The following is a 16,553-nucleotide window of genomic DNA, read 5'->3' as shown; positions in this document are numbered from 1 at the left end:
ACCGCTAAGCATGCGATGTTTATGAACTCTTGATCTCACGATCCGACGCGTTTCGGACATGTCCACTCAAGACGGCAACTGGTTTGACGTGCTTGCAGGTCAGGCCGCATCGTTCCCACCCGAACGCCGCTTTGACGGCGGGGTCGCAGACCTGGAGGGTCACAGAACCGACATGTTCACCACTTCAAGCCCAATTGCGAACACACCACTACGGGGGGTACGCGCCCGCGCGTATCACCTGGCCGCACTCGGACTCTCAGGTGCGCTCGGCCTGGCTGTGCTCACCGCACCGGCCGCTGCCGCGGCTGGCAGCAACACACCCCCGGCGCACGGCCCGACAGGCGGCGTCGCACCGCTGGTCCCCGCGCTGCCGGCACCGGCCCGTACATCCGAGCAGCAAGCCATGCTCGACGCGATTGCGAAGGCCAAAGCCACCGGGAAGTCGGTTGCCGTAGAGCGCTTGACCAGCGACACCTCGAAGACCCTCGCCAACCCCGACGGATCCCTTACCTCCACCGACAACGCTCTCGCCGTACGGACCAAGCGCAGCGGCGTGTGGGCCGACCTCGACCCGTCGCTGCGGATCAACGCCGACGGCACACTGAGCCCAGCCATCGCGACGACCGGCCTGACATTCTCCGGCGGCGGTGCCAGCCCGATGGCCACCGTCACCACCGACGACGGCAAGAGCATCGCAGTCGGTGCCCCGTTCCCCCTACCGAAGCCAGTCGTGTCAGGCGCGAACGCCGTCTATCCCAATGTTCTGCCGGGTGTGGACCTCCAACTGACCGCACTTCCACAGGGCGGCTGGCGCGACGTCATCATCGTGCGCACGAAGGAAGCCGCCGACAGCCCGGCTCTCAAGTCACTCACCTTTTCGGTTTCCGCACACGGCCTGACCATGACCGCCGACCAGTCCGGCGGCATCAATGTCACCGATGAACGCGGCACCACGCGGTTCCGGTCCCCCCTGCCACTGCAGTGGGACTCCAGCAAGCCGTCCACCGAGGCCACCGCGAGCGCCTCCCGGGCCTCCAGGGCTTCGACGCGCGCGGGCCTTGCCGCAGCTCCGGCCGTCGCCCCGGTGGAAGGCAGCGCGGGAACGCCGTCCACCGCCGAGGAACCGGGCGACGGCGCCAACGTGGCCGCCATCACCACCAAGGTCACCCCTTCCACCATAGAGCTGACACCAGATCAAGACGCGCTCGGCTCCGGTGACGGCCCGTGGTACCTCGACCCGTCGCTGGTCGCCGCCTCCAGCTACAGCCAGGGCTCGGTCGAGGTCCAGGAAAACCACAAGGATGCGAAGAACTACAACCTGAAGAGCAACGTGGCCACCGGCTACTGCGGGTACCACAGCAGCGACCCCAACCTGGACTGCGGCACGCTGGGTCGCCAGCGCGCTTACTTCCAGTTCGGCATCAATCCCGCTATCTACACGATCCCCGATGGCGCCGAGTTTGCGCCGACCATCATGAGTGCCACGTTCAATGCTCAGGTGACCGCCGCCTCCAGCCTTACTACGAACACGCCGTTCGTCCTCTACTCGGCCCCGCGCGCCAACACAATCGGCACCGCCACCAACTGGAACGCGCAGCCGTGTGGCACCAACGGGAACGTCGTCATGGAAGGCTGCTGGGGTGTCAACGGTCAGTGGCTCACCGGAGCCGGCCCGCTCGCGATCGACGTCGTAGAAGCGATCAAGGTCCTGGCCGCGGAGAAGGCGCCGATCTGGACGGTCGGCATAGCACCCCAGAGCAGTGAGTGGGAGAAGCTCTACCGCCACTACCTGGCGAACAACCCCACCATCACCGTCACCTACGACATCACCCCGACCATTTGGTCTCCGCGGACCTGGCCTGCCCCCGGCTTCGCGCGCGACAACAGCACAGCTGAGTGCACCAGCCGCGGCGACAATCCCTGGGACAACCCCGGCTGGGTCGGCAGCAACCAGAACATCTACCTCACCGCCAACAGTTGGTCTCCGACCGGGCAAAGCCTGTACACCGGCTACCAGATGTGGGACGACAACGACCCGAACTTCTCCTACGCCGACGGCCGCTGGGGGGGCAGTTGGAACAATCCTGCGGAGGCAGTCTCACCGGGTTCGCTAAGTGACGGCCACCAGTACGGCTGGCTCGCTCGCGCCGCCGACGGAGCACTCACCTCGCCCGCGAGTGCCTGGTGCTACTTCCGAGTCGACCGCACCAACCCTCGTGTCAGCATCAGCTCTACCGACTTCCCACCCTCTGGCACCCCCAATCCCACGCCGACCCGGTACATGAACGACCCGGGCGTGTTCGTGATCAACGCCGAGGACCCGGCCCCGGGCTCGGGACTCCAGGCCTCCGGTGTCGCCTGCATCCGGGTCAGCACCGACAGCACACCGGTCACCGGCTGGCGCTGCGGCCAGGATGACACCATCGCCCCCGGCGAGCCGTACCGGTACCAGCCCCGGGACTGGGGTACCAACGCCCTTTACGCCTGGGCCATGGACAACGCCGGCAACTACAGCCAGATGGCCACCTACAACTTCTACGTTCCCTGGAAGCCTGACACCCAGCCTCTCTTCGGCGACGTCGACAACGACCAGAAGCCCGACGTCATCAGCGTCGACAAGAACGGTGATCTGCGGATCATCGGTGGAACCACCGACCCCACCACCTCTCTTGCCGCCCCCGCCGCCGCCGCACCCGGCAATCGCGAATACGGCGCCACCTGGTCCGACTTCCAGGTCAGTCATCACGGCACCTTCGCACCTGGGCAGGCCGTCGATGAAATCCTCGCCCACTACAACAAGGACACGACCTCCCGGCTACGGGAGGTCCTCTACCTGATCCCCAACAACGGCACAGGGCGGTTCGACACCCTGACGCCTGTCGCGCTCAACCGGCCTGCCTGCACTACCTACGAGACCGGTACCACCTGCCCCGGATACAAGCAGGACAACTGGAGCAACGCCTCACAGGTGATCGCGGTTGGCACACCAGACGGCGAGGCTGTCGCCGGAGAACCCGGCAACGAGACCCACAAGGTCATCATGACCCAGACCTCCATCCTCACCTTGGAGAACAACGGCCTCTACCTTTTCCAGCCCAATGGTCTCCAGGACAGTCTGGACACCGCGACCTTCATCCCCACCACTACCGGGAGCTGGGCCGATCTCGAGCTGATCAACCCAGGGGCCGCCAACGGCGCAACCGTCCTCCCCGACACCACGGACCCGGCCTACCAGGCCACCGTCTGGGCACGGAACCGCGTCACCGGCGACCTCTACGCCTATCCCCTCGGCTGGAAGTCCGACGGAACCGTCGACTACTCCGCGCTCACCAAGCCCGACCAGGGCATCAAGCTGGCCGTCGGACAGGCTCTGAAGTCCGCCGACTACCCGCAGATCGGAGCTGGCGACCTCAACAACGACGGCACTGCCGACCTCTGGGTGATCGACAACACCAATGCAATCGCCATCTTCCCCGGCAAGAGCAGCACTGACACCAAGGGCAAGGTCGACAGCTTCGAGCGCTGGGCCTTCGCCGGATACTCGGACTCGAGCGTCACCGTCCGTTCCCAACTCGTGGACTGGCTGTGCGCCGACGCCATCGGCGGCCCGCACGAGGGCACCGACATCGCCGCGTACGCCTGCTGGCAGACCGGCAACCAGCGGTTCAACTTCGCCACCGACGGAACGGTCCGTTCCGGCAGCTGGTGCGTGTCCACCAAGGACAACGCTCTCGGCAACGGAACAGGCCTCGTCCTCTCCAGGTGTGTGGACAACGAGGGGCAGAAGTGGGCCGTACGACCCGACGGCCGCATCTTCCTCCCCGCCACCGTCACTGCCGACAATCCCGCCGGCCGATGCCTCGAACTTCCTGGGTGGTCCACCGAGCAGGGAACCCACCTCGGCATCTGGGACTGTCCGGCGGTGCAGAACAACCAGCGCTGGACCCTCAACTACGAGAAGCACGCTGCGTGATCAGCCACTTCCTCTGACTGAAAGGTGTGAGCTGACCTGACAGGCTGCGCGGCGGTGCTCCGAGACTGGTCTCGGAGCACCGCCGCGCAGCGCGACCACCGCAAGCCCTGCAGCCGCCTTCTTCCCCCGGCTGGCGCTGGTCGACGTGACCTGCGAGCCGCACGAGGTCAACCGCCAGCCGGGCGCGATCCTCCGCGACCGGGACGGCAGGGTGCTCCAGGCGCTGTCGCTCGACGTGCTCGACGGCCGGATCCAGGCCGTCCGCCTGGTGCTCAACCCCGACAAGCTCGGCCACCTCGGCCCGGTCGCCGACGCCTGGGCCGTCCACGACGAGGTCCGGAAGGCCGGCCGCCCGAGGCGGTGACCCCGGGACAACGAGAAGGCCGGTCGGCCCGACGTGAGTCGGGCCGACCGGCCGTCTGCTGGTCTGACGACCAAGTGTGCGCGAGGGGGGAGTTGAACCCCCACGCCCTTTCGGGCACTGGAACCTGAATCCAGCGCGTCTGCCTATTCCGCCACCCGCGCATCTGGGTGATGAGGTAAATCGTAGCCCATCCGCGCGGGTGCTCCGAACCAGGTCAGTGGGGCCGCCGGGATCAGCCTGCGAGGCGCTCCACGATCCAGTCCAGCAGCACGGGGGACCCGTTGCTGTGCACGGTGTTGTCGTCGTCGAAGGCGACCTCGTCCAGGTGGCCCCGGTCGAGGTCCGCGTCGGTGATGGAGAGGTTCACGTCGACGTTCCACCGCACCGGGTCGAAGTCCAGCGCCGCCGCGCTGACGGACGGCACGAAGGCGCCGCTGCGGAAGTCCTCGGAGATCTTCGCCTTCAGCGCGTCCGCGACCTTGCCGAAGGAGTCCAGGGTGCCGCCGGGCGCCCCGTCCAGCGCCGGGACCTCGGTGGTGGTGCTGCGGCGCATCGCCAGGCCGAGGTGCATGCCGCCGATCGGCTGCTCCTCGCCCCGCTCCGGCTGGAAGCGGGCCGTGGCGCTGGCGATCAGGGCCTGCCAGTCGAAGGCGACCTCGCCCGCCGGCAGCGGGCGGCCGACGCCGTCGCGGCGGCCGTTGGAGACGCCCAGCTTGCGCGGGATCGACGGGAACTCGTCGAAGCGCTTGAGGTCCGCCAGGAACTCCTCGCGCAGCGGGCTGGCGGTGGCGACCGGCCCGGAGTACTTGGAGTTCTCCACCCAGGCCCAGAGCAGCTGCTGGGCGGCGGGGCTGCGGATCAGGTCGGCCTGCTTGGCGCCGTCCGGGCCCGCCGGGGTGTAGTCCTCGAAGAAGTAGGCCATCTGCTGGAGCACCAGCGGGATCCACGCGCCGTTGTGGGGCGAGTCGAAGGAGAGGTACGTCTCCGTCTGGTGGTCCATCTTCTGCGTCTCCAGCTTGGCGAGCGCGAAGCGGGTGACGATCCCGCCCATGCTCACCCCGCCGACGGTCAGCCGCTCGTCGCCCACCCGCTCGTCGATCAGCTTCTGGATCGCCGCGATCGCGACCTCGGCGTTGGCCTGGATGTGGGTGTGCCGCTCCTCGAAGCCGAGCAGGACGATGTCGAAGCCCCGGGCGAGCAGCTGGTCGAAGAGCCCCTGCTTGTCGTCGTAGGGCTGGTTGAAGTACGCGAACAGCTCGGGGAGCTTGCTCGGGCCGTAGCTGAAGCCGTCCGCGAAGAGGAAGGGCTTGCGCAGGCCGAGCTTCGGGTTGGCGTAGTAGACGGCCGCCTTGCCCTTCGCGGCCTGGCCCTTGTACTCGGCGCCGGTCAGCTCCCAGACCACGTCGGCCTGGCGCCCGCCGGGAGCCGAGCGCTCCAGCGCGGAGGCGAACCACACGTCGGTCGTCAGCGAGGCGGCGAGCTCCGCCACCTCCGCCTGGCTGGGTTCCGCCTGGCCCCCCTTGAGGGTCAGGGCTACGTCGATCCGGGGTTCCTGTGTCATGACTACCGCCTCGGTCCAGTCGAACGGGGATCACGTGCGCACAGTTGGTGACCGTAATGGTTTGATCACGCACCGCACCAGCGGAACACGCAGAGTGATCGAGATTGTTCGGCCGCAGTTGGCGGATGACCGGAGTTGGCCGACCGGTCAGACAGGGAAGTCGCCGGCCCGGACGGCGGCGAGGAACGAGTCCCAGGCGGAGGCGGGGAAGAGGAGGGCGGGCCCGTCGGGGTCCTTCGAGTCACGCACCGGCACGAGGCCGGGGAATCCGGGGGCTACTTCGATGCACTCGCCGCCGTGATCGGCGCTGTAGCTGCTCTTCAGCCAAGCGGCTGCGGCGAACTCGGACTTCGTCATCCCGGTACTCCTCCATCGCCTCGGCGATCAGCGCGCGGGAGTCGCTGGCCGAGAGTACTTCCCCGCGCACGAGATCATAGTCGCGCCGATGCTCCGAGACGACCGCCGGCTCCTCGCTGAAGTGCCCTCGAACGAGGCTCTCCGAGTAGAGCCACTCGACCCCATCTGCCATCTCCAGAAGGAACATTGAGACAGATGGAAGCCTGACCCCCGCATTCTGGAAGGGCGCCACCTGGATGCCGACGTTGGGCCGGTCGCTCATCGCGAGAAGGTGCTCCATCTGGGCCCGCATGACACCCGGCCCTCCAGTGACATTGCGAATGGCGCTCTCATGGAGAACCACGAGCAGCAACGGACCGTCGGACGCGAGAAAGCGGTCCTGCCTGCTCAGCCGAGCTGACACACGCTCGGCAAGCAGCTCCGCATTGTCACGGGCCTCTCCCAGGCTGAACAGCGCACGGGCGTATTCCTCGCACTGGAGCAACCCATTGATCCGGGCGTACTGGAAGACTCTCTCGGCCACTGCCGCAGCCTCCAGTTCCACGAACCTCTGGAACCAGTCAGGGTGCTCGACCTCCGCATGCCAGTCGACCCGCTCGTACAGCCGGGCGAGCAGGCCTCCCGTCCACAGCGCCCTGTCCGCCTCCTCCAGCAGCTCGACCGGGAACTTGCGCTTGCCGCCCTCCGACTTGGTGACCACCGTCCGGTCGCAGTGCAGGAGCCTGCCCAGCTCCTCCTGCGTGAGCCCGGCCGCCTCTCGGGCGAACCGCAGCTCCTCGCCGAACAGTTCGGCCGAACTGGCGGTCGGCCCCGAGCGGCCCTTCCGATGTGACATCCCCGCCCCCTCTCGTGGCGGGACCCCCCGTCACGCCGAATTGGTCGTCACCGTACCTCCGTCCCCTCGATGATTGATGCCGGAACGCAATCTTCTGCTTGCACCGCGTGACCACGCGCCGTCCCGCGAGCCGCTTCCACTCCCCCATCGCCCCAGGAGGTAGCCACGCCATGTCCAAGAACTGCGTAGACCGCCGGCTGTTCGGCCCCCAGCACCGTCGACCGCGTGATTTCGCGGCGCGGCTGGACTCCCGGCCCGCGTGCACTCCGCTGGCCCGGCTGATGCTGCGGGCCTATCTCGCCGGGATGCCGCAGGGCGAACGCTACTCGGACGTCGGCGAGTTGCTGCTCGGCGAACTCTTCGCCAACGCCGTCCAGCACAGTGACGCGCCGCCGGACCGCATGATCGAGGTCCGGTTCGCGCTGATCACCGACCGGCTCCGGATCGAGGTGCACGACGCGGGCACCGGCCGCCCGACCGCCCGGCTCTCCGCCACCGACGACGAGCACGGGCGGGGCCTCCTCCTCGTCAACGAGCTCGCGGACCGGTGGGGTTGCCGCCCGCGTGCGGGCGGGGTGGGCAAGTTCGTCTGGGCCCTGGTCGCCCCCGGGCCCGAGTACACCGGTCCCGCCTTCGGTCGTGCTCCCGGCGTCATCGCCGTCTGACGGCAGCGCCACCCCGGCGCATTCACCGTGCGCCCCGCAACGGTTTCCCCCCAACGTGGGGTTTGGCTCAACCCATCGGCCCGTGCGTACCGATGCCCCATGCGGCGCAAGTCCCGGGCGGGGTGGCGGCGCTGAGGGCTGCCACCCCGTTCGCCGCTCCTCCCCCGGTCGACGACTACCGCTGCCCGTTACTTCGCGGCGTCGAGGGTGGCGCGCCAGAGCGGGCTGTCGACGTAGTGGTTGTCGTACTGCTCGGAGGAGTCCTTGATCTCCTGCGGGCTCGCCTCGCCGCGCATCACCCGGCCGAGCAGGCGCAGGTAGTCGAAGCGGGGCATGCCCGGGGTGAAGACGAAGAGCACGTCGGCCTCGGAGCCGGGCGCCGCCGCGAAGGCGTGCGGGGTGTGCGGCGGGACGAGCAGCAGGTCGCCGGCGCCGAGGACCTTGATCTCGTTCTCGACCAGCACCTGCAACGAGCCGTCGATCACGAAGAACAGCTCCGAGGCCCGGGTGTGGAAGTGGGCCGGGGCGCCGACCGCGCCCTTGGCGAAGGTCGAGCGGTAGCTGGTGATCGAGCTGCCGTCGGTGCCGCAGTCGGCCAGCAGGGTCATCACGCTGCTCGGGTCACTGGTGGTCTCGGCCTCGGCCGCGCGGGTCAGCACGGGCTTGAGGTCGGCGGCGGCCGGGATGAGGTTCGCAGCGGTGTTCACAGTCGTTCTCCGTGTTTCGGGTGGTGGGCCCCGGTCTCTCGCCGTGGCCTTGTGTCTACGACTCTACGCAGTCGATAGACCCGGGCCAGGGTGCATTTCCGACCCACTTCCATGGGTCAATTCTCGGACGCCGCCTGTCCTGACTCGGCGTCATACACGGTCTCCGCAGCAGCTGCTCAGACATCCCGGCGCCGCACGACGACCACCGCGAGCACGACGGCGACGAGCGGCCAGAGCAGGTACACGGCCCACGAGCCGGGGACGGTCGCGGTGTACGCGAGGGAGTCGGGATCCGCCGGCCAGCTCTGGACCAGGCGCCGCCAGGCGGTGGACGGCATCAGGTGGTTGACGTCCGCCGACCAGCGCGTGCCCTCCGAGAACATCGGGGGCAGCAGCACCAGCGTGAAGACCCCGGTGACCACGGTGGTGGCGGTGTGCCGGATCAGCACCCCGAGACCCAGCCCGACCAGGGCGCAGATCGGGGCCACCAGGGTGCACGCCACCAGGGCCCGGGCCAGCCCGGGGTGGGTGGCCGGGGCTCCCCCGCCCAGCACGGCCTGGGAGGCCAGGAAGGAGCCGACGGCGGTCACCGCGCCGACCGCGGTCCACAGCGCGGCGGTGACGGCCGCCTTGGCCAGGACCACCTGGCCACGGGCGGGGACGGCCACCGTGGTGGTGCGGATCAGCCCGCTGCTGTACTCGCTCACCACGGTGATGGCGCCCATCGTGGCGGCGACCAGCATCAGCGTCCAGTACCCGGCCGCCGGAAAGGCGTTGAAGGGGAGGAACTCGCGGGGCGCGCCCGGGACCGCGTCGCCGTCGTGCGCCGCCATCGTCGCCGCGACGGCGGAGCCGATGACGAACACCGTGGTGACCGCGATCGCCCACGGGGTGGAGCGCAGCGACCGCATCTTGATCCACTCGGAGGCGAGCAGATCTCCGAAGCGCACGGGAGAGGCAGCCGCCGGGACGACTGCGGGGGCGACTGAGTGGGCTGCCGCCGGGGCGGCCGTGGACGTGGTCATCGGGGCTCTCCTGCCAGGTATTCGACGCTGTCGGCGGTGAGTTCCATGAAGGCCTCCTCCAAGGAGGCGTTCCGGGTGGTCAGTTCGTCCAGCAGGATCCGGTGCTCCAGGGCGAGCGCGCCGATCCGGTCCGCCGGCAGTCCGGTCACGGTGAGCCTCCCGGTACCGGCCGGGTCCGGCGGTGCGACCGAGCCGCCCGCGGCGGTCAGCACCGCCGCCAGTTCGGCGGCCTGCCGGGTGCCCACCACGACGCCCCGGCCGGTACTGCGGGCCGCGAACTCCCCGACCGGCTCGGCGGCGATGAGCCGGCCCCGGCCGATCACCACGAGGTCGTCGGCGGTGTGCTCCATCTCCGACATCAGGTGGCTCGACAGCAGCACCGTGCGCCCCTCGGCGGCCAGGCGCCGGAACAGTCGGCGCATCCAGAGCACGCCCTCCGGGTCCATGCCGTTGACCGGTTCGTCGAAGACCAGCACGGGCGGGTCGCCGAGCAGGGCGGTGGCGATCCCGAGCCGCTGCTTCATGCCCAGCGAGAACCCGCCGATCCGGCGGGCCGCCGCCTCGGCCAGCCCCACCTCCCGCAGCACCTCGTCGACCCGGCGCAGCGGAATGCCGTTGCTGCGGGCCAGGGCGGACAGTTGGGCCGCGGCGCTGCGTCCGCCGTGCACCTGGTTGGCGTCGAGGAGCGCGCCGACGTGCCGCAGGCCGCGCGGGTGCGTGCGGAACGGGAGGCCGCCGACGGTGGCGGTGCCGGCCGTCGGCGCGTCCAGGCCGAGGATCATCCGCAGGGTGGTGGTCTTGCCGGCACCGTTGGGGCCGAGGAATCCGGTGACCCGGCCCGGCCGCACGGTGAAGGTGAGACGGTCGACGGCGGTCCTGCCGCCGTAGTGCTTGGTGAGTTCCTTGACTTCGATCACGAGGTCGACTCTGCCCGGGCGGACCTCGTCCGGGCATCGGGCCCGGGGCGACACCTCGGTCGGCGGGATCCGCCCACGGGCGTACGCCCCCGGGCCGATGCCGCGTGGCCGACCGCTGGCTAACCTCGCCGCATGAACGTCGGAACGATCACCCCGCGCACCGCCACGCCCACGCCCCGGCCGAGAGGCGCCGTGCCGGTGACCGGCACGCGGGTCGCGGCCTGGGTGGGCGGCTCCGTCTACGTCCTCGCGACGGCCCTGCTGGCGGGGGCCACGCCGCGGGCTCCGCACGCGCTGCACGCCGTCGGGTCGCTGCTGGCCGTGAGCCTGCTCGTCGGTGTGCTGCGGAGGATGCCGCTGCTGGCGCTGACGATGGCTCTCCTCGGCTCCGCCCTCGTGGTGGTGGGCACCGGGAACTCCGGCGGTCCGCACCTGGCGCTGACCTACCAGAGCCAGTTCCTGCCCTTCCTGGCGGTGGACGCGCTCCTGGGCTTCGTCGTCGCCACCGGTGCGCGCCGGGCCTGGATCGGCGCCGTGACCGTGTCCACCCTCGTCCAACTGCTGCTGGTCGGCGGCTTCGCCCACGGGGACAACCTGACCGCCAACGCCGTGATCGCCGTCCTGGCGACGGCCGCGGCCTGCACCGTCGGCCTGCTGGTCCGCGAGCGCCGCGAGCACGCGGTGGCGCTGCGCTCGCAGGAGGTGGCCGAGGCGGTGACCGCCGAACGGCTCCGGATCGCGCGGGAGTTGCACGACATGGTCGCGCACAGCATCGGCATCATCGCCATCCAGGCCGGGGTCGGGAGCCGGGTGATCGAGACCCAGCCCGCGGAGGCCCGGGAGGCGCTGCGCGCCATCGAGGCCACCAGCCGCGAGACGCTGGCGGGTCTGCGCCGCACGCTGGTGGCGCTGCGGCAGAGCGACCCGGGCCCCGCGGAGTCGAAGCGGGCGCCGCTCGCGCCCTCGCCGGGCCTGGCGGACATCGACGGGCTGGTGGCGGCGACGGCCGACGCGGGGGTGCGGGTCGACCTGCGCCACCGGGGGGAGCGGCGTCCGCTGCCGGCCGAGATCGAGCTGTCCGCCTACCGTATCGTCCAGGAGGCGCTGACCAACGTGGTCCGCCACGCGGCCACCGGGCACTGCCGGGTGACCATCGATCACGGGGACGGGGAGCTGTCGGTGGAGATCGTCGACGACGGGCGCGGCGCCGCCACGAGCGGGCCGGACCACGGCTTCGGGCTGGTGGGCATGCGGGAGCGGGTCGCCCTGCTGCACGGCCGGCTGAGCGCCGGGCCGCGCCCCGGGGGCGGCTTCCGGGTGGCCGCCCGGCTGCCGCTGCCCGCCGGAGTCACGGCGGTGGCCCGATGAGCGTCCGCGTCCTGCTCGTCGACGACCAGCCGCTGGTGCGGTCCGGACTGCGCGTGATCATGGCCGACCACCCCGACCTGCTGGTGGTCGGCGAGGCCGCCGACGGCGCCGAGGCCGTCCGGCTGGTCGGCGAGCTGGGCCCCGACGTCGTGGTGATGGACATCCGGATGCCCGGCATGGACGGGATCGAGGCCACCCGACTGATCACGGCCGGACCGGCGACGGCCCGCGTCCTCGTGCTGACCACCTTCGACGAGGACGACCACGTCTACGACGCGCTGCGGGCCGGGGCGAGCGGCTTCGTGGTCAAGGACATGGCGCTGGACGACATCCTCGCGGCGGTCCGGGTGGTCGCCGACGGCGACGCGCTGATCGCGCCGGGCGTGACGCGCCGGCTGATCGCGGACTTCGTCGGGCGCCCGGGGGCCGCCCGCCCCGGGGCCGCCCCGGAGGGCCCGCCCCCGACGGTCGAGGGCATCACCGAGCGGGAGCGGGAGGTGCTGACCCTGGTCGGGCGCGGCCGGTCGAACGCCGAGATCGCCGAGGACCTCTTCATCACGGTGGCCACCGCCAAGTCGCACGTGTCGCGGCTGCTCGCCAAGCTGGGCGCCCGGGACCGGGTCCAGCTCGTGATCACCGCCTACGAGGCCGGGCTGGTCACGCCGTCCCGGTGACCGCCCGACCCGGCCCCGGGGGACCCGACCGCCGTGGTGTACTGGGCCAAGTCGGCCCGTGCAGCACACACTTGGGGGAGCCGTGTTCCACAGCGACGACCGGCGCCCGCCCGGCATCCGGACGCCCGACCGGGAGACCGCCGAGGAGTTCGGCGAGCCGGTCGCCGTGCTCCGCGACGCCCCGGCCGGGTGGTTCACCCTGCTGGGGCGGCAGAGTTCGGACGGGTTCCTCCACTGCCTCGACGTCGGCTACCACCGCGGCACCGACCTGATGGCGACCGTCCAGACCTCCCGGCCGCTGCCGAAGAGCCACCGGGTCCGGCCGTTCAGCACGCCCGAGTCCGAGCTCTGGGTCTTCCTCGCCAACTCCGGGCGGATCGACCACGGGACGTTCCCGGAGGACCTCGGGCCCGTCCGCCACGAGGTCGCCCTCCGCCTGGACGGGGTCGCCACCCGGGTGGCGGGGTACCGGTCCCACGGCTGCACCAGCGCCTCGCTGCCGTGCGGCGCCGGGCACCTCGTCGTGACCGCGCCGGACGCGCACTGGGAGGCCGTCGCCGACCTCGTCCTGCGCCGGGCGGGCGACTTCTAGGGGCCTCCTCGACCCTGAGCCCCTGCCCCTGCCCCTGCGCCCGCTCGGCGCCTGAGCCGCTCAGCGGTCGAGGGCGATGGCGTGCTTGGCCCGCTCGACCGACTCCTCGGCCGGCGGGCCGCCGGGGTTCTCGGTGGCCAGCGCCTGGTTGAGGGCCACGAAGGGGCGCATCCGCTCCTCGTAGCGGGTGAAGGCGGCGCGGTGGTCCCCGCCCGCCGCCCTTTCCCGCCCGAGCTCGTCGGCGAGCACATGGGCGCCGACCAGCGCGAGGCTGGTGCCCTGACCGGAGAGCAGCGAGGCGCAGTACCCGGCGTCGCCGACCAGGGCGGTCCGGCCGACGGACCAGCGGTCGAGGTGCACCTGGGCCATCACGTCGGCGTAGAAGTCGGGCGCCCGCTCCAGCGCGGCCAGCAGCCGGGGCGTCTCCCAGCGCAGCGCGCCCATCCGCTCGGCGACCTGCCGCCTGGCCACCGCCATGTCGCGCACGGCCGGTTCGTCGCTCCCGTAGCCGAAGGTGATCCGCAGCTCGCGGTTGCCGCGCACCGGGTAGATGCCGTAGCCGGCGTGGCCGTCGCGCTGCCAGACCTGCCAGTCCTCCAGGCCGAGGAAGTTGTCCGCGCCGAAGATGGCGACGTGGGAGCCGAGGTGGCGCAGGAACCGCTCCTCGGGGCCGAAGGCCAGCCTGCGGACCCCGGAGTGCAGGCCGTCCGCGCCGACCACCAGGTCGAAGGTGCGGGGCGCGCCGTGCGCGAAGGTGACGTGCACGCCGTGCTCGTCCTCCCGGAGCCCGGTGATGCTGTCGCCGCTCACGAACTCGACGCCTTCGGAGGCGTGTTCGTGCAGCAGGGCGACGAGGTCCTCGCGCAGCAGCTCGACGTCGTCGCTGTCGAGCCGGCCACTGCTGTAGGTGGCCTCGGTGGAGCGGTGCACCTCGTTGCCGTCGGCGTCGAGGACGGACATGCCGCGCATCCGGGTCCGGGCGGCCCGGATCGGCCCGGTCAGACCCATCCGGTCGACGACGTCGAGTGCGACGCCCCGGATGTCGACGGCCTGGCCGCCACGGCGCGGGGCGGCGGCGAGTTCCACCACCGTCGGGGCGAAGCCGTTGCGGCGCAGCCAGTGGGCGAGGGTGAGGCCGGCGATGCCGCCACCGGAGACGAGGACGGTCTGCATGAGGAACTCCCCCTGTTCGCGACCGGTCACCCGGACGCCTGTGTCTGTACGCTGTAAGCAAGCTGCTCGCGCGCAGCTCACGCTCTGAATGTACGGCGTAAATTCAGAGGCACGCAAGGGACTGACCAGCAGGTTAGGCCGCATCTGTGCTAGTACAGCAAGCCTTTCGGCAGGCATCTCGGCCGGTCGGCTCTGAGCTAGTACAGGGCGGACGACCGCGAAAAGATCTTCCGAGGAGTCGACAGCATGGCCACGGACCCGGACCCGCCCTACCGGCGCATCGCCGCCGACCTCCGACGGCGGATCGCCACCGGCACGCTCGCCCCGGGCGAGCGGGTGCCCTCGAACCGCCGGCTCGCCCAGGAGTGGGGCGTCGCCCTCGCCACCGCCACCAAGGCGCTGACCGTGCTGCGGCTGGAGGGGCTGGTGGAGGCCCGGGCCCGGGTCGGCACCGTGGTGGCCGGCGGACCGACCGGCCCGACCGGCCCGGGCGTGGCGGTTCCGGCGGTCGCGCCGGCCGCAGCTGCCGTCGCGCCCGTGCCCGCCCCGCCCACCGCAGCCGCCACCACCCCCGCACCGGACCGCGCGCCCGCCGGGGACGGCGAGCTGAGCCGGGAGCGGATCGTCCGGGCCGCGCTGGAGCTGGCCGACGCCGAAGGGCTCGGCTCGCTCTCGATGCGCGCCGTCGCCGGGCGGCTCGGGGTGTCCGCGATGTCGCCGTACCGCTACGTCACCAGCAAGGAGGAGCTGGTCATGCTGGCCGCCGACGCGGCGTTCGGCGAGGCCCGCTACCCGGCCGACCCGCCCGCCGGCTGGCGGCCCCGCCTGGAGCTGGGCGCCCGCACCCTCTGGGCCCTGTTCCGCCGCCACCCCTGGCTCGCGCAGCTCAGCCCGGTCACCCGGCCGCTGCTGCTGCCCAACCTGCTGGTGCACGCCGAATGGGCGCTCGCCGCGCTCGACGGCCACGACCTCTCCGCGCCGGCCATGCTCGACATCCACGTGCTGCTGTACAGCTACATCGAGGGCATCGCCGTCAACCTGGAGCGCGAGGACCAGGCCCGGGCCGCCACCGGCGTCACCGAGGACCAGTGGATGGACCGCCAGCTCCCCGTCATCGGCGCGCTCGCCGACTCCGGCCGCTTCCCGGTGTTCGGCCGGCTGATGGCCGACCTCCCGAACGGCTACGACCTGGACCTGGACACCCTGTTCGAGTTCGGCCTGGCCAACCTGCTGGACGGACTGGCCTCCCGCGTCGGCCCGGGGACGCCCGCCGGTCCCTGATCCCCCTCGCGCCCCCGGAAGGCCCGGCGGTACTCGCGCGGGGCGACCCCGACCCGGGCGACGAAGACGGGCCGCAGCGACACCGCCGCACCGAAACCGCAGCGGACCGCGACGGCGTCCACCGGCAGGTCCGTCTCCTCCAGCAACCGCTGGGCCAGGAGCACGCGTTGCTCCAGCAGCCAGCGCAGCGGCGTGGTGCCCGTCGCGCCGACGAAGCGGCGGGCGAACGAGCGCTCCGACATCAGCGCCAGCCCGGCCATCCCGCGGACCGTCCACGGGGTGTCGAGGGCGGCCAGGACCTCGGCGCGGACCCGGGCCAGGACGTCGTCACCGCCGGCGTCCTCGGGGACCGGCGACGGGATGAACTGCGCCTGCCCGCCGGCCCGGAAGGGCGCGGTGACCATCGCCCGGGCGATCGTGGCGGCGGCCTGCTGGCCGTGCGCGGCGCGCACCAGGTGCAGGCAGAGGTCGATGCCGGCCGCCACCCCGGCGGAGGTCCAGAGCCCGCCCTCGCCGGTGAAGAGCACCTCCGGGCGGACGTCCACCGCCGGGAAGCGCCGGGCCAGTTCGCCGGCGAGCGCCCAGTGGGTGGTGGCGGTCCGGCCGTCCAGCAGCCCGGCCTCGGCGAGGACGAAGGCGCCCGCGCAGAGCGAGGCGACGGTGACGCCGCCCTCGTGGGCGGCGCGCAGGGCGGCCGGCACGGCCGGGTCGCGCGGCTCGTTCAGCCGCTCCATCCCCGGGACGACGACCAGATCGCACTCCCGCAGCGTCTCCAGGCCGAAGTCCGGCACCCGCTCCAGCCCACCGCCGAGCCGCACCCGGGCGCCCTGCGGCCCGCAGACCCGCAGGTCGAAGGCGGGCAGCCCGGGCCGGGTCAGCCGGTTCGACCACACCTCGCCGATCACCGCGTAGTCGAACGCCCGCACGCCCTCGAAGATCAGGCAACCCACAGTCCGCATGGCAGAAATCTAGCGACGAAGGGCGCCCGGGCGCCCCGGGCGCGGTGGCAGGAATCGATCGACGGGTGGCGCCGGCGCCCCTCACCCGGGCTGCCCGGGCGC

14 protein-coding genes, 1 tRNA gene and 1 pseudogene are annotated in these 16,553 nt (G+C 71.5%); 7 read left to right on the top strand and 9 right to left on the bottom strand.

The genetic code is table 11. The features are described from left to right. Window positions 1-58 precede the first annotated feature (58 nt). Both OG618_RS26025 and OG618_RS26020 read left to right on the top strand, forming a co-directional pair. The gene (locus tag OG618_RS26025) at window positions 59-3,973 is read left to right on the top strand and encodes an RICIN domain-containing protein (RefSeq protein WP_329489954.1); all 3,915 of its coding nucleotides are present in this window, start codon (window positions 59-61) and stop codon (window positions 3,971-3,973) included. Window positions 3,974-4,088: 115 nt separating this feature from the next. After that, window positions 4,089-4,337, top strand: a pseudogene (locus tag OG618_RS26020) (RNA polymerase subunit sigma-24); the annotation flags it as partial. A gap of 77 nt (window positions 4,338-4,414) precedes the next feature. Here the strand turns inward: OG618_RS26020 and OG618_RS26015 are convergent. The 4 genes from OG618_RS26015 to OG618_RS26000 all read right to left on the bottom strand — a co-directional run bounded on the left by OG618_RS26015 (window position 4,415) and on the right by OG618_RS26000 (window position 7,090). Beyond that, window positions 4,415-4,498: transfer RNA gene (locus OG618_RS26015), tRNA-Leu, on the bottom strand. 71 nt (window positions 4,499-4,569) lie between these two features. After that, entirely contained in the window at window positions 4,570-5,898 is a 1,329-nt protein-coding gene (locus tag OG618_RS26010; protein ID WP_329489953.1) for an alpha/beta hydrolase, read from the bottom strand. Between the two features lie 147 nt (window positions 5,899-6,045). Further along, window positions 6,046-6,183 carry a DUF397 domain-containing protein gene (locus OG618_RS26005; protein WP_329492275.1) on the bottom strand — a complete coding sequence of 46 codons (138 nt, stop codon included), beginning with the start codon at window positions 6,181-6,183 and terminating at the stop codon, window positions 6,046-6,048. Continuing rightward, the gene (locus OG618_RS26000; protein ID WP_329489952.1) at window positions 6,140-7,090 is read right to left on the bottom strand and encodes a helix-turn-helix domain-containing protein; all 951 of its coding nucleotides are present in this window, start codon (window positions 7,088-7,090) and stop codon (window positions 6,140-6,142) included. Before OG618_RS26000 ends, OG618_RS26005 begins: the two co-directional genes overlap by 44 nt. Window positions 7,091-7,260: 170 nt before the next feature. On the opposite strand from OG618_RS26000, the gene OG618_RS25995 reads away from it, so the two are divergent. After that, a complete protein-coding gene (locus OG618_RS25995; RefSeq protein WP_329489951.1) occupies window positions 7,261-7,755 on the top strand; it encodes an ATP-binding protein in 495 nt (164 codons plus the stop codon). 188 nt (window positions 7,756-7,943) lie between these two features. Here OG618_RS25995 and OG618_RS25990 read toward each other — a convergent pair whose 3' ends face one another. From OG618_RS25990 to OG618_RS25980, 3 genes are all read right to left on the bottom strand, one after another. After that, the gene (locus tag OG618_RS25990) at window positions 7,944-8,462 is read right to left on the bottom strand and encodes a cupin domain-containing protein (protein ID WP_329489950.1); all 519 of its coding nucleotides are present in this window, start codon (window positions 8,460-8,462) and stop codon (window positions 7,944-7,946) included. 176 nt (window positions 8,463-8,638) lie between these two features. Continuing rightward, window positions 8,639-9,487: an ABC transporter permease gene (locus OG618_RS25985; protein ID WP_329489949.1), complete on the bottom strand. Its 849-nt coding sequence runs from the start codon at window positions 9,485-9,487 to the stop codon at window positions 8,639-8,641. Further along, on the bottom strand, window positions 9,484-10,404 hold the full coding sequence (locus OG618_RS25980) for an ABC transporter ATP-binding protein (RefSeq protein ID WP_329489948.1): 921 nt from the start codon (window positions 10,402-10,404) through the stop codon (window positions 9,484-9,486). The genes OG618_RS25985 and OG618_RS25980 overlap by 4 nt, the downstream gene beginning before the upstream one ends. Before the next feature lie 132 nt (window positions 10,405-10,536). Here OG618_RS25980 and OG618_RS25975 point away from each other — a divergent pair, with 132 nt between their 5' ends. The 3 genes from OG618_RS25975 (at window position 10,537) to OG618_RS25965 (ending at window position 13,038) form a co-directional block, all read left to right on the top strand. Continuing rightward, complete coding sequence (locus OG618_RS25975) at window positions 10,537-11,772, top strand: sensor histidine kinase (protein ID WP_329489947.1); 1,236 nt, start codon at window positions 10,537-10,539, stop codon at window positions 11,770-11,772. After that, window positions 11,769-12,446 carry a response regulator transcription factor gene (locus tag OG618_RS25970; protein ID WP_329489946.1) on the top strand — a complete coding sequence of 226 codons (678 nt, stop codon included), beginning with the start codon at window positions 11,769-11,771 and terminating at the stop codon, window positions 12,444-12,446. The genes OG618_RS25975 and OG618_RS25970 overlap by 4 nt, the downstream gene beginning before the upstream one ends. A gap of 82 nt (window positions 12,447-12,528) precedes the next feature. Further along, window positions 12,529-13,038 (top strand): hypothetical protein, encoded by a 510-nt coding sequence (locus OG618_RS25965; protein WP_329489945.1) that lies wholly within the window; start codon window positions 12,529-12,531, stop codon window positions 13,036-13,038. Window positions 13,039-13,098: 60 nt separating this feature from the next. Here the strand turns inward: OG618_RS25965 and OG618_RS25960 are convergent, their stop codons facing one another. After that, the gene (locus tag OG618_RS25960) at window positions 13,099-14,211 is read right to left on the bottom strand and encodes an FAD-dependent monooxygenase (RefSeq protein ID WP_329489944.1); all 1,113 of its coding nucleotides are present in this window, start codon (window positions 14,209-14,211) and stop codon (window positions 13,099-13,101) included. Between the two features lie 246 nt (window positions 14,212-14,457). Between OG618_RS25960 and OG618_RS25955 the strand changes: the two genes are divergently transcribed. Then, complete coding sequence (locus OG618_RS25955; RefSeq protein ID WP_329489943.1) at window positions 14,458-15,492, top strand: TetR/AcrR family transcriptional regulator C-terminal domain-containing protein; 1,035 nt, start codon at window positions 14,458-14,460, stop codon at window positions 15,490-15,492. Here OG618_RS25955 and OG618_RS25950 read toward each other — a convergent pair. Beyond that, the gene (locus tag OG618_RS25950) at window positions 15,393-16,451 is read right to left on the bottom strand and encodes a GlxA family transcriptional regulator (protein ID WP_329489942.1); all 1,059 of its coding nucleotides are present in this window, start codon (window positions 16,449-16,451) and stop codon (window positions 15,393-15,395) included. The two genes, OG618_RS25955 and OG618_RS25950, sit on opposite strands and share 100 nt — an antisense overlap. Between the last annotated feature and the right edge of the window lie 102 nt (window positions 16,452-16,553).

The sequence above is a fragment of the Kitasatospora sp. NBC_01246 genome (assembly GCF_036226505.1).
Classification (GTDB): domain Bacteria; phylum Actinomycetota; class Actinomycetes; order Streptomycetales; family Streptomycetaceae; genus Kitasatospora.
Note: the sequence above shows the minus strand (reverse complement) of the source record. Positions and strands in the feature narration are given on the sequence as shown.

Excerpts from the sequence above, each read along its gene's own strand:
- OG618_RS25950 (WP_329489942.1), bottom strand. The coding sequence starts at position 16,451 with ATGCGGACTGTGGGTTGCCTGATCTTCGAGGGCGTGCGGGCGTTCGAC.
- OG618_RS26025 (WP_329489954.1), top strand. The coding sequence starts at position 59 with ATGTCCACTCAAGACGGCAACTGGTTTGACGTGCTTGCAGGTCAGGCC.
- OG618_RS25985 (WP_329489949.1), bottom strand. The coding sequence starts at position 9,487 with ATGACCACGTCCACGGCCGCCCCGGCGGCAGCCCACTCAGTCGCCCCC.
- OG618_RS25955 (WP_329489943.1), top strand. The coding sequence starts at position 14,458 with ATGGCCACGGACCCGGACCCGCCCTACCGGCGCATCGCCGCCGACCTC.
- OG618_RS25995 (WP_329489951.1), top strand. The coding sequence starts at position 7,261 with ATGTCCAAGAACTGCGTAGACCGCCGGCTGTTCGGCCCCCAGCACCGT.
- OG618_RS25970 (WP_329489946.1), top strand. The coding sequence starts at position 11,769 with ATGAGCGTCCGCGTCCTGCTCGTCGACGACCAGCCGCTGGTGCGGTCC.
- OG618_RS25960 (WP_329489944.1), bottom strand. The coding sequence starts at position 14,211 with ATGCAGACCGTCCTCGTCTCCGGTGGCGGCATCGCCGGCCTCACCCTC.
- OG618_RS25975 (WP_329489947.1), top strand. The coding sequence starts at position 10,537 with ATGAACGTCGGAACGATCACCCCGCGCACCGCCACGCCCACGCCCCGG.
- OG618_RS26000 (WP_329489952.1), bottom strand. The coding sequence starts at position 7,090 with ATGTCACATCGGAAGGGCCGCTCGGGGCCGACCGCCAGTTCGGCCGAA.
- OG618_RS26010 (WP_329489953.1), bottom strand. The coding sequence starts at position 5,898 with ATGACACAGGAACCCCGGATCGACGTAGCCCTGACCCTCAAGGGGGGC.